The organism is Arthrobacter sp. fls2-241-R2A-172 (genome assembly GCF_030208885.1).
Taxonomy (GTDB): Bacteria; Actinomycetota; Actinomycetes; order Actinomycetales; family Micrococcaceae; genus Arthrobacter.
On the sequence record NZ_JARVTB010000002.1, the window covers coordinates 107,524 to 127,781 of the forward strand.

The window sequence follows — 20,258 nt, forward strand, 5'->3', positions numbered from 1 at the left end:
ATTCCCCCGTCCCTCCCAGAGTGGATCACGCGTTGATCTGTGGAACTTCCACCCAAGATTCTTTTGCCGCTGATTCGACGATGGCGTCGTCGATGAGGGCCACTTGATAGCCGTCAGCGAAGTTGGGGTTCACAGTCCCGCCTTCGGCGATTGCCTTGAAGAAGTCGTAGGCTTCGATAATTTTCGTTTCCCCGTAGCCGATGCCCAGGGCCGGAATGGGCCAGAGGGCGTCGCCGTACGGGTGGGCCGGGCCTGTGTATACGGTCCGGAATCCACGACGGTCGGCCTGGTCCGACGCGAAGCACACCTGCAACTCGTCGCGGCGCTCGTAGTTGAAGACAATGCTGCCTTCCGTGCCGTGGATCTCGAAAGTGATGTAGTTGTTCCTTCCGTGCGCGTTTCGTGTCGCTTCGACGGATCCGACCGCTCCGTTGGCAAAACGGATCATGGTCATTACTTCGTCGTCGACATCAACCTGGCCGCGTGGACCTTCCCCACCCCGAACCGTGCCGAGTGCGTCGGCGCCGCCGGACTGCAGCGGACGCTCAGGGATCCACGTCGAGAGGACGGCGTTGACGGCGCTGAACTCCCCAACGAGATAGCGGGCCATGTCTATGACGTGGGTTGCAATGTCGCCAAGGGCACCGGAACCGGCGATGGATTTCTGGAAGCGCCATGAAAGAGGGGAGTTCGGGTCGGCACTCCAGTCCTGCAGGTACGTTCCGCGGAAACTGAGGATTTGGCCGATGGACCCTTCTTCGATGTACTTCTTCGCCAGCGCCACTGCGGGGGTGCGCCGGTAGTTGAAGGCGACCATGTGGACAATGTCCTTGTCCTTGACGGCCTCGTACATGGCTTTGGACTCTTCGCCGGTGCGGGCGAGCGGTTTTTCGCAGATGATATGTTTGCCTGCCTCGGCGGCCGCGATGGCGATTTCCGCGTGGAGGTGGTTGGGTGTGGCGATGTCGACGACGTGGATATCCGGATCGTCGATGATGCTGCGCCAGTCTGAAGTGGAGGTTTCGAAGCCGAATCGACGGGCCGCCTCGTCGGCGAGCTCTGGAGTGGCCTCCGCGATGACTTTGCGAACCGGCAGAGCCGGGGCGGGCCAAAAGAACATGGGCATAGCGGCGTAGGCGAGGGAGTGGGCTTTGCCCATGAACCCTCCGCCGATGAGGCCGACATTGAGGTTCTGCATGTGGATCCTGTTCGTTCCGGAAGTTTGGGGGTAGCGCCGATGAAGGCTTCCCCACTGGTCATGAGGTTGGTTAGAGGAGCTTCTCGAGGTACTTTTTGCTGAGTTCGGCCGCTACCCGGGGGTCGCCGTCGTAGTTGTCCAGTTCGACCATGAGCCAGCTGTCGTATCCGCTTTCCCGGATAGCGGCGATGATGTCCGGGAAATCGAGTTCGCCTTCGCCGAGTGGCAGGAAAGTGAACGGGTCCCGCTGGAAGTCCTTGAGGTGAACGTGCTGGATTCTGTCGGCATATTTCCGGATGACCGCGGCCGGGTCCGCACCACCAGCTGCGAGATGTGCGGTGTCCGGGCAGAAGCCGATCCTGGTGAGGGGCATGAGCCGGTCCAACTCGTCGGGGCTCTCCACGATCGTGCTCAAATGGGGGTGGTAGCTTGCCGATAGGCCAAAGCTTTCGGCAATGTCGGCAACCCAGTCCAGCGCGTGGCCCAAGCGGTGGTAATCCTGGTCCGTGGTCCCGGCCGCACGCCGCGCTCCGCCCCCAACGACCAGCCGTTCAGCCCCAAAGTTCGCAGCCAATTCCGCTGCAGTGTAGAGCCGGTGCATCTCATCAGGGAGGATATCTGTGTAGATGAAATTCGCCCCAGTGTAGACGCTGGTCAATGCCACACCGTTACTGCTGAGGATCTCCTTCAGCTCCTCAGGCTTGTCGGCGTACTCTGCGAGGTTGCCGTCGAACATCTCAACACCCTGGTATCCGACCGAAGCGATGTCCTTGACGGCATCCCGCATTGATCCATGGGTCAGGTAAAAGAGGTCTTTGACGCTCGTCACGCCTTGGGCGTGACCGACGACGCCGCCCCAAGTGATGGAACAATATCCGAGCTTCATTGCATGGTCCTTTCGAGTGCAGGGGAAGGCATGGGAGATTCGAGCGTGTACTCGGGGACGCGAACGTCGACCCACGATTCTTCCCTGGCGGAGGTGACGACGGCCTCTGTCAGGTGTGCCGCCCTGAGGCCGTCGTGGAAGGTGGGGAGGCCCTCGGGTTTGTGGCCCCGGACGGCGGCATAGGTGTCTGCGACGAAAGCGTTGAAGCTGTCCTGGTATCCCTGGGGATGACCTGGCGGAAGCTTGGCGTAGCGCCGGCCGCCGCGGGTGGTCAGCGTCTGCGGCCCCACGGGGACGGCGGAGGTGGAATCAACGCGACCTATGTGCAGGGTGTCCGGTGATTCCTGGTTGAAACTGAACGATGCATCAGTTCCGTCGAAGGAGAACCACAGGCGGTTTTTCCTCCCAGGGCTGACCTGGCTGACCACCAGCGAACCCGTGGCACCCTTGTCGGTATCGAACAGGAGGGTTGCGCCGTCCTCGGTGGCCACGGCGGACAGTTGTCCCCGGGTTTCGCGCTTGTCATAGGCGCGGCCCGTCCTTGCCATGATCCTGGTGATGCGATGTCCCGTGGTGAACTCCATCAGGTCGCACCAGTGCACGCCGATGTCGCCAAATGCCCTTGACCCTCCTCCCAGCTTGGGGTCAACCCGCCAGTTCGTCGCGTCGGCACCTGCCAGCCAGTCCTGGAGGTAGGAGCCGTGCAACAGCCAAAGGCGGCCTGCCTCGCCGTCGAGTATGCGGTCGCGTGCCTCGCGGACGGCCGGATAAAACCTGTAGACGAAGGGCACTGCCGTGACGACGCCTGCCTGGTCTGCGAGGCGGGTCAGTTCGCTGGCATCCTCGACGCTGGTAGCCAGAGGTTTCTCGCAGATAACGGCTTTGCCTGCCGCAATGGCCTTGCGTGCCAGGTCCGCGTGGGTGGAATTCGGAGTGCAGATATGGACGACGTCGACGTCATCCCGTGCGATCAGCGCTTCAGGGCTTTCGGCCGCGGCCAGAGCGCCGAACCGTCCTGTTGCCGCCTCGGCTGCGGCCTGGCTGCGTGCGGCCACTGCACTGATGCTGCTCCCCGCGGCGCGCACCGCGTGGGAGTGGACAGCGCCCATGAATCCGGTGCCGATGATCCCGGCGCGTGGAGTGGAAGGCATGGGAGCGTTACTTCTTCCGGGCAAGGGCGACGGCGAGGATAATGATTGCGCCGCGGACAACCTGCTGCTGGCTGCTGTCGAGTCCCGCCAGGATCAGGCCGTTGTTGATCAAGCCAATCAGCAACGCGCCAAAGAGTGTCCCGACGATCGAGCCGAAACCGCCGAACAGGCTGGTCCCGCCGAGGATGACTGCCGCGATGGCCGAGAGTTCATCGCCGGCTCCCCACTGGAACCGGCCTGACTGAAGGCGGCCGGCGTAGAGCATGCCGGCAACACTCGCGACCATCCCGGAAATCAGCAGCACCTGGAACTTGATGCGCTTGGTGTTGATTCCGGTGAAGTCAGCGGCGTTCCGGTTGCCGCCTGTGGCCAGGACCTGCCGGCCGAACCTGGTGCGGTTGAGGACGACGGCGCCAATGGCCACGAAGATGGCGCTCCAGACAACAAGGCCCGGAACAGGGCCAAAGTTGCCCGATCCGAAGACCGTGTTGAACGTATCGTTCAGGATGGGCTGCGGGGCTGAGGCGGTGATCCACTGAGCGACCCCGACTGCTATTCCTAGCATGCCAAGCGTCACCAGGAAGGAAGGGATGCCGAGGAGGCTGACGAGGGCACCGTTGATGGAGCCGACCACGAGACCGACAGCGAGGCCAGCAAGGATGCCGGGAACCAGGCCCCACTGGGAGAGTGCCATCGCAGTGCAGACACTGGAAAGGCCGGCGACGGATCCCACGCTCAGGTCGATCTCGGCGCACGCGATAACGTATGTCATGCCTACGGCGATGACAGTAATGGTGGCTGTCTGGCGGAAAATGTTCAGAAGGTTGTTTGGCGACAGGAAGCCTTGGTCGCGCAACAGGACGGCGAAGAAAAGGAAGACGACGACGAAGCCGATGTAAATGACGTAGCGTCGCCAGTCAAGTTCCTTCAGAAACGTGCCTAAAGTGCGGGTAGCCCCGGTATCCCGGGATGCGATGGTGTTTGTCTTGCTCACTGTTCATACTCCCTGGACTGCAAGTTGGAGATATTCCTCGTCAGCGATGGCGCTGCGGGGGATGTCACGGATGATTGAGCCGTCCTTGAGGACGAGGACGCGGTCGCTGACCGCGAGTAGTTCCGGATATTCGGAGGAGATGACGATGACGGCTTTCCCAGCGCTGGCAAGCTCACGGATCATGTCCAGAATTTCGCTTTTGGTGCCGATGTCGACTCCAGCCGTCGGCTCGTCGAGAATCAAAATATCCGGGTCCGTACCCAGCCACTTTGCGATGACGACCTTTTGCTGGTTGCCTCCGGAGAGCAGCCGTACCGGGCGATGGGGGTGAGCAACTTTTACTGCGAAGCGCTTGATCAGTGAGGCGGACAGCGCTTTGGCCTTGGCACCGTCCAGCAGCCCGCCACTTCGTATCTGCCCCAACAACGGCAGAAGCAGGTTGTCCTGGACCGAGTGCTCCAGGACAAGGCCTTGAGCCCTGCGATCCTCCGGGATGAGTGCGACGCCTGCGTTGATGGCCTGCTGCGGCGAGGATAGAGTCACCTCTTTGCCGCGGATGAGGACCTGTCCGCTGTCCAGTTTGTCAATGCCAAAGAGTGCGCGTGCGAGCTCGGTGCGTCCACTGCCCATGAGCCCTGCAAGGCCAAGGATCTCGCCGGGCCGGAGTGCGAAGGATACGTTCCCCACCCGCGGGCCCGCGTTCAGGTCCCGCACTTCAAGCAAGGGCTCTACCTCGTGGGACACCGCATTCCGCGCACGATAGCTGAGCTCGCCCTCGACCTTCTTTCCCACGATCCCTTCCACGATCTGTTCTGGAGTAACGTCGGTGAGCGCCTTGGTGAGGAGGTGTTGACCGTCCCGGAGTATGGTGATCCGGTCCGCGAGCCTGTACACCTCATCCATGCGATGGGAGATATAGATGATTGAGATGCCCCGCCGCTTCAGCCGGTCGATCAGTTCGAAGAGTGCTTCACACTCATGCCGGGCCAGGCTGGCCGTGGGTTCATCCATGATCAGCACCTGGGCGTTCTGCGAGAGGGCCTTGGCGATTTCAGTCAGCTGCCAATAGGCCGTGCCCAGCCGGGAGACCTCCGCGCTGGCGTCAACTTCGACCTCCATCTCCGCAAAGACCTCATTGGCCCGCCTTACCGCGGCACGGTCATCGATGAGGCCGCCCCGGCTGAGTGGTTCAGCGGCCAGGAAGATGTTCTGCGCGACAGTCAGGCTCGGCACGAGGCTGAATTCCTGGAAGACCATTCCGATTCCCGCGGCCTTGGCGTCCTGGATCGACGTGATGGCGGCTGGCTCGCCTCCGATGAGGATCTCTCCGGCGTCCGGCTGGTATACGCCTTGGAGGATCTTCATGAGCGTGGACTTGCCGGCCCCGTTGCCGCCTGCCAGTGCGTGCACCTCTCCTTTGCGTACGTCGAAGCCGACATCCTTCAGGACGGAGACGCCGTTGAAGCCCTTGGAGATGGAGCGCATCTGGACGACATTGTCTGCGGTGTTCATATTCTGCCCTTTCGGTGCCGGTGCGGGGGTAAAGGGCCCCCGCACCGGTCGGGTCTGGCTATTGCTTGTAGGACTCTTGGATGTCCTTGGGAGCGTCCTCGTGGTAGACCTGCTTCCATGCTTCGAGGACGTTGGAGTGGTCCACGGGGAGGGCGCTCAGTGCAACGTATGCCGGAGCTTCCTTACCGATCAGTGCCCCTGCTGCAAGCCGCGCTTCCGTAACACCCTGGTCGAACGGGACCTGGGCGCCGAGGCCGACGACGAGTTCGTTCTTGGCCAGGGCGATGGCCACGTTCTTTCCGAGGTCCTCAGTGGCGATCTTCAAATCCTGGCGGCCTGCGGCGCGCGCTGCGGCCATGACGCCTTCCGCGGGGACGTCCCATACGGCCCAGATTCCGGCCAAGTCGGGATACTTGCTGATCATTGCGTTGGCAGCCGCCTGGGCGTCTCCTGCAAAGTCCGGGCCAGCGATACCCTTCTCTTCCACGATCTGGATCTCCGGGTACTCCTTGGTGATCGTGTCCTTGAATCCTTCATGGCGTTGTTTGGTGACGAAGAAGTCGGCCTGGTGGTAGACAAGCCCCACCTTTCCCTTGCCACCGAGCGCCTTCGCCATTTGGTGGGCTGACACGACTCCGTTGCCGTAGTTGTCAGCCGAGACCACCGAAATGTAATCCTTGCCGGCTGTCAGTCCCTGCGGGACGTTGTCCATGAAGACGAGCTTCGTGCCGGCGGCCGCTGCCTTCTTGTATGCGGAAGCTGTGGCCACGGGGTCTGTGGGGATGGAGATGATCACGTCCGGGTTTTGGGTCATGACTGTTTCGATGTCCGAAACCTGCTTGTCCGGCTTGAAGTTCGCGTCCGTCGTGGCGATGACCTTGATACCGAGCTTGTCGAGTTCGCTCTTGAGTCCATTGACTTGGGCCGTGGCCCAGTCATTACCGCCGTAGTGCATCACGATCGCTGCTTTGGCCTTCAGGCCTTTGATCTTTTCGATTTCTTCGGGCGTCAGGTCGGCCACGGAGGCCGGGGACGGCGTCTCGCCGTTAGGGCCTTTGCTCAACACTTGGCCCTTGATCTTCTCGAGGGCCAGTTGGGCTTTCTCGGACACGCCGGAGTCGGGGGCGTTTGAGGTTCCAGCTGCCGAACTGCTGCACGAGGCGACGGAAAGTGACAGGACTGCTGCCACGGCCAGGATGGGAAGCCTGCGGATCATCATTGTTCTCCAGTGCTTTTGAGTGGGTTGATGGATGGTTTGGATTGTCAGGCGAGAGCCAGGGCCAGTGCCGTTGGAACGGGCGACAGGACCAGTCCGCCTGTTGCCGCCGCGGTCCGGACAGCGGCTGCTTTGTCCGAAGCCCTCAGGAGGGCTTCGGCATGCGCTTTCTCGACAAAGAAGCCGACTGAACAGGGCCCGTGGTTGGACTGGACCCATGTCACCGCTTCGCTTGCAGCGGTGGCGATTTCCTTGGCCTCTTTTGCGACGGGGCCGCCGATGGTGGAGACCGTTTCGGCTGAGCCAAAGTCGTCGACCGTGATGACCAGGCTGGCCCATAGGCCGAGGCCGTCGAAGACGCCCAGTACTGCGGAGGAACCGGGGGAGACGAAGGTGCTTACTGCCCCGCCAAGGTCGTTGCGGGCAGCGTCCGTCAGGAGCACTTCCAGATTCGTCCACTGGTCGTGGTCGATATCCCGAAACCCAGCGGTGGGGTGGAGCGCGAGTACGTCTGCGACACTGCCAGGCATTCCGCTCCTTCCTCATTGAATATCGGGGGTCGTAAACGTTGACGAGATCGGGTCGTAAACGTTTACGGAAGTGATCGTAAACGTTTACGGTGATGAGTGTCAAACCTCACAGCAGCGCAATGCCGGAACTCGGCGACTCAATTCGTCAACGTAGGATGAGGAGGCAGGGAACCGCCGTCGGCGTTGGTACGGCGGCGCGAGACAGGAGAGAGCATGGCAGACGCTGGAGTCCCGCACGGAACGAACGGACGTGGTCCGGACGTCTCGTTACGCCGGAAGCCAACCATCAACGACGTGGCAAAAGTTGCCGGAGTTTCGTTTGGGACTGTCTCACGCGTCCTCAACGACGCACCGGATGTCAGTGCCGCCACCCGCCAACGCGTTCTGCAGGTCATCCAGGACATCGGATATCGCCGAAACAGGGCGGCAACCGCGCTGGTCACGAGCAGGTCCACTTCCATCGGCATCGTCACTGACGGTTCCCCCCGGTTCGGCCCCGTCGGGACACTGATGGCCCTGGAAAACATTGCCCGGAAGAAGGGCTATGCCACAACCGTTATCAGTGCCGAAAAGCCGTACGCCGATTCCGTTCAAGCGGCTCTCGACACCCTCGACGACATTGGCGTCGGCGGGATCATCGTTATTGCACCGGTGGTCGACATGGCATCAGCTGTATGGAACGCCACCTGCCGGGTGCCTGTGGAGATGATTGCCGCGGGAGCTTCGTCGACCCCCAACGTCTTCACATACTCCGAAAACCAGGAGCTTGGAGCACGTCTGGCCACCCAGCACCTCATCGATCTGGGCCACACCGACATTGCCCACCTTGCTGGCTCCATGGATTGGTTCGACGGTCGGGTCCGAAAACGCGGCTGGGAGGCCGCGCTGCGTGACGCCGGCCTACCGCAGGGGTTCTGTGCCGAAGGGGATTGGAGCCCGCGCTGGGCATACGAAACCGGCGTCCAGCTTGTTCGGGAAGGCAAAGTTCCTCAGGCGATTTTTGCTGCGAGCGACCATACTGCCCTGGGACTCATCCGCGCCTTCACTGAGAATGGCGTGCGTGTCCCGGAGGACGTCAGCGTGGTCGGATTCGACGATATCGAAGGGTCGGACTATTTCCTTCCGCCCTTGACCACAGTGCGCCAGGACTTCACCGCTTTGGCGCTGATGAGCATGGAGGTGCTGGTTGGAGCCATGGAGGGGCGGGAGGTGGACCGCACGCCTACGGCGCCCACACTGGTTGTCCGCAACAGCTCCACCCGTGCAGCGTCCGGACGTGTCTCCCCAGCAAAAGACAGCTGACGTCCTGCGGTCCCGCTGCCCTCCGTGGTTAGGTTCCGGCGGCGGTAAACTGCCGCAGGGAGGGAGGCGGACAGGTCACTATCGGCCCTGTCCGCCTCCGCCCGAGGGGCCTTAGGCAGTCCGCCGCTTCCTGAGGGCTCTGAAGGCGGCTACCAGGCCGCCGGCAGCCAACGCCCAAGGAACTCCGGCGATGATGGGATCCATCCACTGATGGCTCAGATCGGTGCGCTTTCTGCCGAACCGGGAGCGAGCCCCATGACGGGTAAATTCACTCATGACCCCGGCCTCAGTGATCGGGTTGTCCGGGCGCAGCGTGGCCAATGAGCGAAGATGGTGTTCCCATGCATCGATCCTGTCCCCGGCAATGAGGAGCAGCCAGTGGGCAGCCCGGCCCTCGCTGTACTTGTAGGCGAATTTCCGGACAGCGCCCGAAGCACCTTTGGGAGGTGCGGACGTGCCGAAAACAGGAGTGACGAAGGCATGTTCGACCGAGCGCTCCCGGGGCCACCTCTCTTCCTGGCGTTCCGGGAAGTCCCAGCGGGCACCTGTCTCTATGCCGGGCTGTTCACGAGGGTACGATGGCCGGTCTGCCGGGTCGAGGTCCGCGCCCCATCCTGGGATGCGGCTACGGAGGTCCCCTGCAGATTCCTTCAGGGCTGGTCCAGTGGAGGCGGCATACGGAGTTGGGATCTCATCCATGATTGTCGTCCTTTCAGGCTGGATTGGGTACGACGAGTGGCTTGATGCAGTCATCGAGCTTGGCCGAGAAGATGTGATAACCCTCAGCGATGTGCTCCAACGGGATGCGGTGGGTAACGATGTCGCTTGGCTTCAGGTAACCGTTTCGGATGTGGTCGAACAACCTGGGCCACTGCCTTTTCACCGGACACTGGTTCATCCGAAGGGTGAGTCCCTTATTCATGGCATCGCCGAATTTCACTGCGCTGAAAAGCGGTCCATATGCGCCTACAACTGACACTGTTCCGCCTTTGCGGACTGAGTCGATTGCCCAGTTGAGAGCTATGGGGGAACCGCCCTGCAGTTTCAGCTTTGCGGCTGTCACGTGTTGGAGGAAGTTGCCATCCGCCTCGGCGCCTACGGCATCGATGACGACGTCGGCGCCCAGATAGTCGGTGGTCTTCTTCAGGTGCACAACAATGTCGTCGTACTCCACAAAGTTGTACGTTTCGGCGTGCGCGAAGGTGCGGGCCTTCTCGAGCCGATAGTCCAGGTGGTCGATAACGATCACCCTGCCCGCCCCCATCAGCCATGCTGACTTGGCTGCGAACAGGCCCACAGGGCCGGCGCCGAACACCACCACCGTGTCACCTTCTGCGATGTCGCCCAATTGGGCACCGAAATAGCCGGTAGGCAGCGCGTCCGTGAGCAGCAGCGCGTCCTCGTCATCCATCCAGTCCGGTATCAAACCGGGCCCGACGTCGGCGAAAGGGACGCGCACAAACTCTGCCTGGCCGCCGTCGTACCCTCCGCACGTGTGCGAGTAGCCGTAAATGCCGCCGACGGCGGTCGCGTTGGGGTTTACATTGTGGCAGTTGGAGAACAGTCCGCGGGCGCAGAAATAGCAGGATCCGCAGTAGATATTGAACGGAACCATGACCCTGTCACCGGGCTTGAGCCGCTCCACCGAAGGCCCTACCTGCTCCACCACGCCGATAAATTCGTGACCGAACGTCATGCCGACCCTCGTGTCCGGCATCATCCCGTGGTAGAGATGCAGGTCGGATCCGCAAATGGCGGCCAACGTCACGCGCACGATCGCATCGTTTGGATGCTCGATCGGTGGCATGTCCTTTTCTTCAACGCGCACCTTGTAAGGCCCGCGATACACCATTGACTTCATCAGTTCCGCCTCCCGTAAAAAGTCCTTCTAGACATCCGAAATCCCCTGTCCCGATTTATGCGTTGGAAGGGTGGAGGACAACTTTGGTCCAGCCGTCTTCGCGATTGTCGAAGTTCTTGTAGCCCTCGGGAGCCTGGTCCAGCGGAAGCTCGTGGCTGACGAGGAAGGAGGGGCTGGCTTTACCGCCGGCAATGAGGTCGCGCAGGGCCCTGTTGTACTTCTTGACCGGGCACTGTCCCGAACCCATCGTCTGTCCCTTGAACCAGTAGTTGCCGTAGTCGAAGGCCACTTGGCCCTCCTTGGCGAATTTGTCCGGAGCTCCGGGATCCTGGGGCAGGAAGACGCCCACCACGCCCAGGCCACCGACGAAGCGTACGGAGTCCACCAGCCGGTTCAGGGTCATGTTTGGGTGCTCATTACCTTCGGTATCGTGCGCCTGGTACCCAACGCATTCGCATCCCCGGTCTGCCCCGAATCCCATGGTTTGGTCCTTGACGAATTCCACTGGATCCACCGCGGAATCATCAACCGGGATGGCGCCGATCTGTTCAGCCAGCTTCAGGCGGTCGCTTTGACGGTCCACGACCATGACCTTGCCGGCCCCTTTGAGGATTGCGGAGTAAGCCGCCATGAGGCCTACAGGTCCTGCGCCGTAGATGACTACGGAGTCCCCGGGGTACACCCCGGCCATCTCCGTGGCGTGCCAGCCGGTGGGGAAGATGTCTGCGACCATCACGTAGTCGAGTTCCTTTTCCACAGCATCTTCGCCTAGGCGCAGACAGTTGAAGTCACCGTACGGTACGCGGAGGTACTCGGCCTGGCCGCCCTGGTAGGGTCCCATGTCCGCGAAGCCGTAGGCCGCGCCGGCGAGCTTGGGCTCGGGCTGCATGGTGAGGCAGTAGTTGGTAAAGCCACGCTCGCAGTTTTTACAGAACCCGCAGGCAATATTGAACGGCAGAACCACCCGTTCGCCCACTTTGACTTTGTCCACCGCGGGACCGACCTCGACCACCTCGCCGAGATTTTCATGCCCGAAGGTTCGACCGGGTTCGAAGCTGGTCCGGCCTTCGTACATATGGAGGTCCGAGCCGCAAATATTGGTTGTCGTAATCCGCACCAGAACGTCGGCGGGGTGCTCTATTTTGGCATCAGGAACGTCCTCGACGCTGACGTCGTTTGGCCCTTTGTAAACTACTGCTTTCATTTTTCTGCCCTTTTCTTTTGCCCATGCTGATTCGACCAGGTCGATGTAGCTTCCGGCGGGGGCAGTCGCAGAATGGCGCTGAGCCCGGACCAGAGTGATGGCGCAGCCGTCACCCGGATGAAGGGTGCTAAGTCAGCGAGGAAATGGGGGAATGTAGGTTCTTGCCTGTGAATCGCTTCCAGGGGGGCTGGTAGGCCCAAGGCCTTCGGACGGCAGTCTGTCCAGGACAATTTTCCTGCCGGTCCGTCCGCAAAAGAGAAACTGATTGAAGCTCAATACTAAGCACACTTACTATGGGTGTCGAGGGTAAACCCAAAAGAATTGACCAGTCCGTTTACGTCCTACAGCACCAGCAGCATCGACATAGCGGTCAACGCACACCTGCACTTCGACCACTGCGGAGGAAACCACCTCTTGCTGGCAAACCACTCATGTCCAGGGCCAGGAACTCGGATACTGCGGTGTGGTTCGGTGACTTTGACACCCCCCGTACGGAGGGACAGCTCCTGGTGCGTTCATTGAACCCGGAAGCTGTGTTGGCTTGCGCACCAGTATGAGCCGTGGGGGCCCGTCACAAGCGGGCTCTGATGCCGGCGGGGATCCAATATGTTCCGGTGGAGGCAGTTCAGCAGAGATGGTCGAAGTCTCCCCGCGACCAGGCGGCGTGCCTTTGGGCGGAGCTGAACAACACTTCCTTGGCGCCTGATGGGATCTTGTTGTTGAAGTTGCCATAGATCCGGTCAAATTCCAGGTCGCCGAGCTGCGCGGCGATGCGCAGAGCCACGGAACCTGAGAGCGGGAGATGGTTGGGGTAGCTTCGCATGAAGGCAACCGAACGGCGATCGGGGTTGGGAAAGACGCTGTCCCCGGTGAGCAGTACCCCTCTGCCGTCCGCACCAGCTGCCCAGTGCGCCACGGCACTGCCGCGGAAGTGGCCGCCGGCTTGGTGAAGCACCAGACCGTCCGCGATGGTTCTGCTGCCGGACCAGGTGGTGACGTTCGGGCCGCCGCGGCCCAACCATTCCCGGTCTGCTTCGGACACAAGTACCGGGACGCCACCGAGCCTGTTGGACCATTCAACCTGCACGCCAAACATGTGCGGATGGCTGGCGGCGATGGCCAGGACGGGACCGTGTTCAAGGATGGCGCCAACCGCGTGATCGTCGACGTAGCCAACCGGATCCCACAACAGCGATCCGGCAGGAGTCACCACAAGCTGGGCCGTTTGGCCGATCCCCACCTTGGGCTGGGTCCCGATGCTTACGAGGCCAGGCTCGCTTTCCATCAGGGTGGTGTGTTGTCCGCTCTTGGCGAGTTCGTCCAGCGTGGTCCAATACTGACCGGCCTCGGGCACATACTGTCGCTCGTCCACGCAGATTGGACAGAGGGCCGGAGCCGGTTCATCACGTTCAACAGCGCAGGTGGAGCAGATCAGCATGGGCCCAGACTATGGCACGGCGTGGCCGCGCCGGAAGGGGCGGAGCGCCTCAGCGATGCTGCCCCGTACCGTAGTATTGTCCGAGTTTGGCCAGTCCTTCGTCGATGGAAACGGCCGGCTTCCAATCGAGGAGTTGCCGCGTTTCGCGCTGGTCGAACCAGTGCGCAGTGGATAGCTGCTCAGCGAGGAACCTCGTCATTGGCGGCTCTTCTGTTCGTCCTGCCAGGATCCAAAGTTTCTCGACCACCGAACCCACCGCCCGGGCCGCGCGGCCCGGTACAGACCATGCAGGGGCCGGAACCCCGCCTGCAGCGCAAATGCCGGCAAGCAGTTCCCCGATGGGCCGGGGTTCGCCGTTAGTGACCACCAGGGCTTTGCCGTGTACATGGTCCATTCGGTGCAGTGCGGCGACAATGGCCGAGGCCGCGTTGTCCACGTAGGTGGTGTCGATCAGGGCTGCGCCGGCGTCCAGCAGCGGCAGCCGCCGTTGCTTTGCGCGGGCGAGAACGCGCTCCACGAGCTGGGTGTCACCCGGTCCCCACACGACGTGCGGGCGGATCGCGGTGACACGGAAATCGGGCGCATCCGCCGCGAGTGCCAGCAGTTCGGCCTCTGCCTTGGTCCGGGAATAGTGGCCGTGGGCATGCTTGGGGTCGGCCGGTCCGGCTCCCAGGCCTGCGATGGCGGCACCTGAATTGGCTACGGAGGGGGAGGACACGAAGACCATCTCGCGTACCCCGGCGGCCTTGGCTTCGGAGAGCACATGGGCAGTCCCGCGGACGTTGACGTCGTCGAACTCGGCCGCCCTGCCCGTGAACGACACTTTGGCAGCGAGATGGATCACCCCGTCCACGCCCTTGAGGGCGCTGCGAAGCGCTACAGGGTCCGTGACCGAACCCCGCACGTCCGTGACGCCGTCGATCGCGGAAGGGCTTCGTTGGAATGTCGTGACGTTATGGCCCTGCCGCACCAGCAGCCGGGCCACTTCCCGGCCCAGCAAGCCGCTGGCGCCTGTGACCAGGACGTTCATGGCTTGCCCGGACGGCCGCCAGCCAGCACCCGTGCAGCCCAAGCGGACAGCCGGGTCCGGTCTATTTTGGCGTTGTGCCGGATATCGGTGGGCTGGTTGGGAACCACCAACACGGCAGAGACATCGACGCCCGCTTCCCGGGCGGCGGCGCGGACGCGGTGCGCCAGATGCGGCGCGGCGGGACCGGCCTTCCGGGCCGGAGGGACGGTCTCGACGACGGCGACGATCGCCTGGGTGCCCGCAGGACCAACGCCTACGACGGCGGCCAGCCCCACACCGTCCAAACGCTCGACGGCCTGCTCCGCACCAACAGGCGTCACTGCCTTGCCTGGCGCGGTGACGACGTGCTGCAGGCGGCCTTCCACCCAGAGGCGGCCTTCGGCGTCGAAATGCCCTACGTCCCCGGTCCGGTGCCAGCCGACAGGATTGGTGCTCCCTTGCTGGGTCAACCAGAGTCGGTCGTAGGAGTCCTTCACATGGGGTGCGGTGACCAGGACCTCGCCCGTCACACCGGCCTCCGTCACGGGCCGGGAACCGGATGCGGTCCCGTCCTCAGCGAGCGGAATGACGGCAATGCGGGCACCGTGAACCGGCGTGCCGACGCAGACGCCGTTGCCGGCTCCCTTAACGGTCCCGACGGCGGCTTCGGCGGCCTGTATCTCCTGGAGGCTGATGTCAGTGACGGGGAGGGCTTCTGTCATCCCGTACGGCGTGTGCAGCGAGGCACCCGGCAACAAGAACTGCACCTGTGCCAGGAGAGGCTCCGGGATAGGGGCGCCGGCGGAGAGGAGCAGCTGGACCCGGTCTAGTGCTGTTTGGCCCGCTTCGCTGATCCCGTCCCGAGTGGCCAGGACGTTGCGCAGTGCTGCCGGAGCGGCAAAGACCACCGTGGCGTCGATCGCTGCAACGGCATCTGCTAAGGCGCGGGCAGTCAAGGTTCGTGGGGCGGTAACGTCCATATCCGGTGTGACCGAGACGGCACCCAGGGCGGGACCCAGCAGGGCAAATGGAGCGAAGCCTGCCACGAGCCGGGCGCCCGGACGGATACCGAAGGTTGTCGCCAGCGTATCCCGCGTCGCAGCCAATTGCCGGTGAGTGTAGAGAACGCCCTTGGCGGGGCCCGTCGATCCGGACGTGAACAGCACAGCCGCCGGAGCCTCTGGATCCACGGCCGTGTGGTGGATGTCCCCAGTGTCCGACCCTCGACGGGCCAACTCTTCGAGCGAGGTTTCAACCCGAAGAATTCGACGGCGTGTGGCTGGCAGGACCTGAACACTGATCCGGCGCCCCGGCCAACCGAGTGCGGCCGCTGCAGCAAGTGCCCTGTCAATACCGATCAGGAAATCAGGGGTTGCCCCCTTGACAGCGCGGCTCAGGCCCTTGGTTCCGAGCCCGGCGTCCGCTACGACCACCACGGCGCCCAGCCGAAGGCAGGCATAGAGTGCCACTGTCAGGTCCACGCCTGGCGGGACCATGAGGCTCACGCGGCTGCCACTGACAACACCGGCTTCCCGGAGTCCTGCCGCGACGTCCAACACCCTGCGGTTGAGTCCGTGCCAGCTCAGCGACCGTGCAACACTGCCATCGGACGCCATTTCCGCAACGGCTGTCTCGGCGGCGGCGTCAGAGTCCGCGAGGGTGCCGAGCTCGTCCCAGAGGGGACGGAAAGCAGCAGGCTCCAGGGCAGCTTCCCCCGACACCACGGCGTCCTGTCCGGAGTCTGCGCTGTGTTGGGTTCTGTCCTGTGTGTACCCTGCCAACCATTGGAAAACAGGTGTGGCAATGTCGCGGTCTTCTGCGAGCAGGTGGCCTGCCCCTTCGAAGCGGTGGACCTCCGCGTGGGGAAGGCGGCCGATAAGGTCCTTGAGGTAGCGGTCGGAGAAAATAGGGTCGCGCGGTCCCCAGAGCATCAAAGCGGGGACCTTTACTTCGCGCAAGCCCTCGGCCACGGCTTCAAGCGCGGGGAAGCTGGGGTGGGTGGCGTCAGCGGGAATGTCGGCCACGAAATTTCCCACGCCACTGCGGCGGTGCGGACCCTTGTAGGGGGCCATGTACGCTTTCCGGACCTCTGCGGCCAGCGGAGGAGACGCCAAGGAATGCGTGACCCGCAGGAAAGCGTCGGACGTCGTCGTCCCCCAGGAGTGGACGGCCGGGTGCAAGGCAAGCCGCAATGCGGACGGGATCTTGGATTCGGATGGTTGGTGGACCGCTGTGTTGGTGAGGATCACTCCGGTGAGCTCCGCGGGGTGGGCCAACGCCCAGCCGAGGCTGATCACACCTCCCCAGTCGTGGCCGACAGTGACCACGGGGCCTTCCACGCCCAAGGCATCGGTGAGGTCGCCCAAGTCATTGATCCGGTCGGCGAGGCTACGGAATTCGCCCGTACGTTCCGAGTAGCCCATGTCCAGTTGGTCGACCGCGATGACGCGCCAAGGCTGGGCAGGATCGGTTCCGGCGGCCAGCAGTGTTCGCCACAGATAGGACCAGGTGGGGTTCCCATGCACGCAGAGCAGGGTGCCGGCTGGGGTAAGGCCGCGCCGCGCGAGCTGTCCACCGTTGTCCAGGAGATGCCATTGGCGAACGGTTCCGGGAGCGTCAACGGCGGAAGTGGAGGGTACGCCGATTGTCCGTGACCATTCGGGGCGTACGCCCGGCCAGGTACCTGTCACCATACGATTTCGACCATGCCGGCGTTCAGCCCGGATCCGACACCCATGCAGAGGACCCTATCGCCGGCGCGCAGGGACTGCGCCTCGGCGGCGAGGGTCATGGGGAGTGAAGCCGGACCCACGTTTCCCCAGTGCGGGAAGGTGATGGGAACTTTGTCAGGGTCCAGCCCCACGGCGTTGATGATGGCCTGGGTGTAGGCATTGCTGACCTGGTGGGTCACGTAGCGGTCCATGGCCGTCCAGTTCCATTCGGGCTGGGCTTCGTGCCAGGCGTCGACGACGAGTTGCAGGCCGCCGTCGAGCAGGCCCTTCGTGTCGGTGGTCATGCCGTCAATGCCACCCACGCACAATTCGTGGTGCTCGGTGCCGGCGCGCATCACGCCGCCCACCAGCCGGTGCGCTCCGCTGTGCTCGTCGGCCGGTCCCAGGACTGCGGCCGCGGCTCCTGACCCGAGGGTCAGGGTGGCGAATTCCCGGTTGAAATCTTCCCGGGTCGTTTCGGGCCGCTGCAGCCTGGCAAGGGTCGCCTCCTGCGTCAGCTGTGAGTCCTCACCGTTGACGATGATCGCGTACTTGATCTGTCCGGAATCGATCATGTTGGCGGCCAGGATCAGCCCGTTGACGAACCCCAGGCAGGCGTTGGCGAGGTCGAAATTCATGGCCGAGGATGGCAGGCCCAGTTCGTGATGGATCTTCACTGCAACGGACGGCTCGAGGTTGCGGCGGGTAACGGAGGTGTTGATCAACAACCCGACCTCTGAAGCTTCGACTCCGGCATCGGCCAAGGCCTTCGCCCCGGCCTCGACGGCGGCATCGTCAAAGGATGTTCCAGCCGCCCACCAGCGTCGGTGCGTGACGCCCGCAACGCGTTCCAGGAGCCGGGGCGGGAACTTAAGCCGCTTCAGGGTGGTAGCCAACTTCCGGTCGAAGTCCGAGGAGCTGACGATCCGTGGAGCCTCGACGCTACTAACCGACAGCAGAGCGGTGTTGCTGTGCCTGAAGGTTGCGTTCCCTGCCAATTCAAGCCCCTGTTCGTTTCTGTCCCGCGTTCCTGCGGTGACTGTACCCCTATTACGCCATTCCAAGCCCGAAAGCGCAGTTGTGCTCCGGGTTCGGCGTGCACCAAGATTCCGCCGCAGTCCCGGCGCGTAAAAATGGCGACCCTTAAGCATGACAGACAACCGGGGGGTGTCATGACGCGGGGAGCGGGGCTACCGGGAAATGATCATGATGCTTACCATTAGGGAGCATCTTAGGGGAGACCACCACTTACCAGGAGCGGACATGACATTGAGCAAAGGGACCCGCGTGGAGTGGAACACCTCCCAGGGGAAGACCCAAGGCAAAATCGTGGAGAAGAAGACCAGCGACTTCGAGCTGGACGGGAACATGCACCGTGCCAGCGAAGATGAGCCGCAATACGTCGTCGAATCGGAGAAGACCGGCGCGCGGGCAGCGCACAAGGGCGCAGCGTTGACCGAGAAGAAGTAGTGCCGTGGCCCGGCACGAGGTAGTGATCATCGGTGGTGGCAACGCCGGTGTCTCCCTGGCAGCCCGCCTGGTGAGGTACGGGGTCAAGGACGTTGCCCTCATCGAGCCCCGCGACCATCACCTGTACCAACCGTTGTTTTCCCATATCGCGGGCGGACGCGCCCAAGTGAAGGAAGCTGTCCGCAGCCAGCAGTCCGTGATGCCCAAGGTAGTCACCTGGATCAGGGACAAGGCAACGGACGTTGATGCGGGGGCCAACACCGTCATGCTGGAGTCCGGCTCTTCAGTGGACTACGGGCACCTGGTGGTGTGCCCAGGGTTGCAGTACCACTGGGAAGCAGTGCCCGGCTTGGCAGAGGCCGTAAATTCGCCCTATGGATCGTCCCACTACGAATTTGAGCTGGCCCCCAAGACGTGGAGCTTGCTCAGCGCCCTGCGTTCGGGCACGGCCATCTTCACCATGCCTGCCGGTCCCGTCAAATGCGCCGGCGCCAGCCAAAAACCGATGTACCTGGCCTGCGACTACTGGAAGGAAAAGGGAGTCCTCGACAAAATCCGTGTCGTGATGGTCCAGCCATATCCCACGGTGTTCGGTGTCCCGGAGGTGGACCAGGAGCTGGAACGCAAGATAGCCGAGTACGGCATTGAGCTCCGGACCAACAGTGAACTGGTCTCGGTGGACCCGGCCAGCCGGACAGTCAGTATCCGTGACACCGCAGCAGGCACCATCGAAGAGCTGCAGTACGAGGTCCTCAACGCCGTACCACCCCAGTCCGCGCCCGATTGGCTCACATCCACCGACCTCCCGGCCGCGGGGGACCAGGGCGGCTTTGTCGAGGTGGACACGGAAACCCTGCGCCACCCCCGGTACGCCAACGTCTGGTCCCTGGGCGATGCTGCCGGCACATCCAACTCAAAGTCCGGCGGGTCGCTCCGGAAGCAGACCAAGGTGCTCGCCAGAAACCTCGTGGCGGCCCGGGAAGGAAAACCCGTCACGCAGAAGTACAACGGCTACTCAGTGTGCCCGTTTACGGTTTCCCGCAACACGGTGGTCTTCGCAGAATTCGACAACCACTACCGGCCCATGCCAACCATCCCCAAAGTGCCTACGTGGAAGGAGAGCCGGCTTTCCTGGTGGGTGGACAGGATCATGTTCCCGCAGGTTTATTGGCGGCTGATCCTTCGGGGTCGCGCCTGACGACGCCGCCCATCGCCGTCGGTGGGACGGACGGACGACGGCGGGAGGTCGCCGTCGTCCGTCCGGTCAAGCCTGCTGGGCCTGCTGGGTTAGTACTCGCCTTTGATGACGAAGTACGAACCGCGGATGACCCCAGCCAGCTTGGACTTCTGCCTGGCGAACTTAAAGTTCGCGGCCAGTTCCTCCGGAACCTCCATGCCGTCCGAGAGTTTGAAGCCCACAGCTCTTTTGCCGCCCTCGATGCCGTACATCACGTTGATGGACAGCCCCGATTGGTAGAAAACGTAGGCCATGCTCAGCCCGTCGACTTCGAAGGCGGTAGCTTCCAGGGCCGGCGATCCGATAACGATCCCGCGTTCCTCCCGGAGGATGCGGCTCACCCGTTCAACGACGTCGGGGACCTCGCTGGCCGGACTCACAGCGAAGACGTGCTGGTACTTGTTCCGGAAATACCGGGCCTCGTTGGCGCGCAGGCCCGCGAGGGCCTCGGCCACAGGAGAAGTCTCAAGCCCAGCCGTGGAAACCTTCTCAAAATCAACGATGTGCGGCATGCAGCCTCCTTGTAGGACGTGTCCGCA

Annotated in this window: 18 protein-coding genes; 3 read left to right on the top strand and 15 right to left on the bottom strand. The window is 62.8% G+C overall.

The features are described 5' to 3' along the window. Positions 1-25: 25 nt before the first annotated feature. The 7 genes from QRM57_RS03380 to QRM57_RS03410 all read right to left on the bottom strand — a co-directional run bounded on the left by QRM57_RS03380 (position 26) and on the right by QRM57_RS03410 (position 7,487). Positions 26-1,198, bottom strand: coding sequence for a levoglucosan dehydrogenase (locus QRM57_RS03380; protein ID WP_284985597.1), 1,173 nt, complete (start codon positions 1,196-1,198; stop codon positions 26-28). A gap of 70 nt (positions 1,199-1,268) precedes the next feature. Next, positions 1,269-2,084, bottom strand: a complete 816-nt coding sequence (locus tag QRM57_RS03385) for a sugar phosphate isomerase/epimerase family protein (protein WP_284985598.1) — start codon at positions 2,082-2,084, stop codon at positions 1,269-1,271. After that, on the bottom strand, positions 2,081-3,235 hold the full coding sequence (locus QRM57_RS03390; RefSeq protein ID WP_284985599.1) for a Gfo/Idh/MocA family protein: 1,155 nt from the start codon (positions 3,233-3,235) through the stop codon (positions 2,081-2,083). The genes QRM57_RS03385 and QRM57_RS03390 overlap by 4 nt, the downstream gene beginning before the upstream one ends. Positions 3,236-3,242: 7 nt before the next feature. Then, complete coding sequence (locus QRM57_RS03395) at positions 3,243-4,229, bottom strand: ABC transporter permease (protein ID WP_284985600.1); 987 nt, start codon at positions 4,227-4,229, stop codon at positions 3,243-3,245. 3 nt (positions 4,230-4,232) lie between these two features. Continuing rightward, positions 4,233-5,741: a sugar ABC transporter ATP-binding protein gene (locus QRM57_RS03400; RefSeq protein WP_284985601.1), complete on the bottom strand. Its 1,509-nt coding sequence runs from the start codon at positions 5,739-5,741 to the stop codon at positions 4,233-4,235. Between the two features lie 58 nt (positions 5,742-5,799). Continuing rightward, complete coding sequence (locus QRM57_RS03405; protein WP_284985602.1) at positions 5,800-6,960, bottom strand: substrate-binding domain-containing protein; 1,161 nt, start codon at positions 6,958-6,960, stop codon at positions 5,800-5,802. Between the two features lie 44 nt (positions 6,961-7,004). Continuing rightward, entirely contained in the window at positions 7,005-7,487 is a 483-nt protein-coding gene (locus QRM57_RS03410) for a hypothetical protein (RefSeq protein WP_284985603.1), read from the bottom strand. Positions 7,488-7,700: 213 nt separating this feature from the next. Between QRM57_RS03410 and QRM57_RS03415 the strand changes: the two genes are divergently transcribed. Next, positions 7,701-8,789 (top strand): LacI family DNA-binding transcriptional regulator, encoded by a 1,089-nt coding sequence (locus tag QRM57_RS03415; protein WP_284985604.1) that lies wholly within the window; start codon positions 7,701-7,703, stop codon positions 8,787-8,789. A 111-nt stretch (positions 8,790-8,900) separates the two neighbouring features. Here the strand turns inward: QRM57_RS03415 and QRM57_RS03420 are convergent, their stop codons facing one another. The 7 genes from QRM57_RS03420 to QRM57_RS03450 all read right to left on the bottom strand — a co-directional run bounded on the left by QRM57_RS03420 (position 8,901) and on the right by QRM57_RS03450 (position 18,010). Next, the gene (locus QRM57_RS03420) at positions 8,901-9,488 is read right to left on the bottom strand and encodes a hypothetical protein (protein WP_284985605.1); all 588 of its coding nucleotides are present in this window, start codon (positions 9,486-9,488) and stop codon (positions 8,901-8,903) included. A 13-nt stretch (positions 9,489-9,501) separates the two neighbouring features. Continuing rightward, complete coding sequence (locus QRM57_RS03425; protein WP_235521763.1) at positions 9,502-10,650, bottom strand: zinc-dependent alcohol dehydrogenase; 1,149 nt, start codon at positions 10,648-10,650, stop codon at positions 9,502-9,504. Positions 10,651-10,705: 55 nt separating this feature from the next. Continuing rightward, complete coding sequence (locus QRM57_RS03430) at positions 10,706-11,854, bottom strand: glutathione-independent formaldehyde dehydrogenase (protein ID WP_284985606.1); 1,149 nt, start codon at positions 11,852-11,854, stop codon at positions 10,706-10,708. Between the two features lie 625 nt (positions 11,855-12,479). Continuing rightward, complete coding sequence (locus QRM57_RS03435; RefSeq protein WP_284985607.1) at positions 12,480-13,292, bottom strand: MBL fold metallo-hydrolase; 813 nt, start codon at positions 13,290-13,292, stop codon at positions 12,480-12,482. A gap of 49 nt (positions 13,293-13,341) precedes the next feature. Next, a complete protein-coding gene (locus tag QRM57_RS03440; protein WP_284985608.1) occupies positions 13,342-14,322 on the bottom strand; it encodes an NAD-dependent epimerase/dehydratase family protein in 981 nt (326 codons plus the stop codon). Then, positions 14,319-16,994, bottom strand: coding sequence for an alpha/beta fold hydrolase (locus QRM57_RS03445; RefSeq protein ID WP_284985609.1), 2,676 nt, complete (start codon positions 16,992-16,994; stop codon positions 14,319-14,321). The genes QRM57_RS03440 and QRM57_RS03445 overlap by 4 nt, the downstream gene beginning before the upstream one ends. After that, positions 16,988-18,010, bottom strand: a complete 1,023-nt coding sequence (locus QRM57_RS03450) for a 3-oxoacyl-ACP synthase III (RefSeq protein ID WP_257368207.1) — start codon at positions 18,008-18,010, stop codon at positions 16,988-16,990. Before QRM57_RS03450 ends, QRM57_RS03445 begins: the two co-directional genes overlap by 7 nt. A 265-nt stretch (positions 18,011-18,275) precedes the next feature. Between QRM57_RS03450 and QRM57_RS03455 the strand changes: the two genes are divergently transcribed. Together QRM57_RS03455 and QRM57_RS03460 are read left to right on the top strand one after the other, a co-directional pair. Further along, positions 18,276-18,482 carry a hypervirulence associated TUDOR domain-containing protein gene (locus tag QRM57_RS03455; protein WP_257368206.1) on the top strand — a complete coding sequence of 69 codons (207 nt, stop codon included), beginning with the start codon at positions 18,276-18,278 and terminating at the stop codon, positions 18,480-18,482. Positions 18,483-18,486: 4 nt separating this feature from the next. Then, positions 18,487-19,680: an NAD(P)/FAD-dependent oxidoreductase gene (locus QRM57_RS03460; RefSeq protein ID WP_257368205.1), complete on the top strand. Its 1,194-nt coding sequence runs from the start codon at positions 18,487-18,489 to the stop codon at positions 19,678-19,680. Positions 19,681-19,769: 89 nt separating this feature from the next. Here QRM57_RS03460 and QRM57_RS03465 read toward each other — a convergent pair whose 3' ends face one another. After that, positions 19,770-20,231, bottom strand: coding sequence for a DUF8821 family protein (locus QRM57_RS03465; RefSeq protein WP_257368204.1), 462 nt, complete (start codon positions 20,229-20,231; stop codon positions 19,770-19,772). Positions 20,232-20,258 lie beyond the last annotated feature (27 nt).

Excerpts from the sequence above, each read along its gene's own strand:
- QRM57_RS03380 (WP_284985597.1), bottom strand. The coding sequence starts at position 1,198 with ATGCAGAACCTCAATGTCGGCCTCATCGGCGGAGGGTTCATGGGCAAA.
- QRM57_RS03385 (WP_284985598.1), bottom strand. The coding sequence starts at position 2,084 with ATGAAGCTCGGATATTGTTCCATCACTTGGGGCGGCGTCGTCGGTCAC.
- QRM57_RS03390 (WP_284985599.1), bottom strand. The coding sequence starts at position 3,235 with ATGCCTTCCACTCCACGCGCCGGGATCATCGGCACCGGATTCATGGGC.
- QRM57_RS03400 (WP_284985601.1), bottom strand. The coding sequence starts at position 5,741 with ATGAACACCGCAGACAATGTCGTCCAGATGCGCTCCATCTCCAAGGGC.
- QRM57_RS03405 (WP_284985602.1), bottom strand. The coding sequence starts at position 6,960 with ATGATGATCCGCAGGCTTCCCATCCTGGCCGTGGCAGCAGTCCTGTCA.
- QRM57_RS03410 (WP_284985603.1), bottom strand. The coding sequence starts at position 7,487 with ATGCCTGGCAGTGTCGCAGACGTACTCGCGCTCCACCCCACCGCTGGG.
- QRM57_RS03415 (WP_284985604.1), top strand. The coding sequence starts at position 7,701 with ATGGCAGACGCTGGAGTCCCGCACGGAACGAACGGACGTGGTCCGGAC.
- QRM57_RS03420 (WP_284985605.1), bottom strand. The coding sequence starts at position 9,488 with ATGGATGAGATCCCAACTCCGTATGCCGCCTCCACTGGACCAGCCCTG.
- QRM57_RS03425 (WP_235521763.1), bottom strand. The coding sequence starts at position 10,650 with ATGAAGTCAATGGTGTATCGCGGGCCTTACAAGGTGCGCGTTGAAGAA.
- QRM57_RS03430 (WP_284985606.1), bottom strand. The coding sequence starts at position 11,854 with ATGAAAGCAGTAGTTTACAAAGGGCCAAACGACGTCAGCGTCGAGGAC.
- QRM57_RS03435 (WP_284985607.1), bottom strand. The coding sequence starts at position 13,292 with ATGCTGATCTGCTCCACCTGCGCTGTTGAACGTGATGAACCGGCTCCG.
- QRM57_RS03440 (WP_284985608.1), bottom strand. The coding sequence starts at position 14,322 with ATGAACGTCCTGGTCACAGGCGCCAGCGGCTTGCTGGGCCGGGAAGTG.
- QRM57_RS03445 (WP_284985609.1), bottom strand. The coding sequence starts at position 16,994 with ATGGTGACAGGTACCTGGCCGGGCGTACGCCCCGAATGGTCACGGACA.
- QRM57_RS03455 (WP_257368206.1), top strand. The coding sequence starts at position 18,276 with ATGACATTGAGCAAAGGGACCCGCGTGGAGTGGAACACCTCCCAGGGG.
- QRM57_RS03465 (WP_257368204.1), bottom strand. The coding sequence starts at position 20,231 with ATGCCGCACATCGTTGATTTTGAGAAGGTTTCCACGGCTGGGCTTGAG.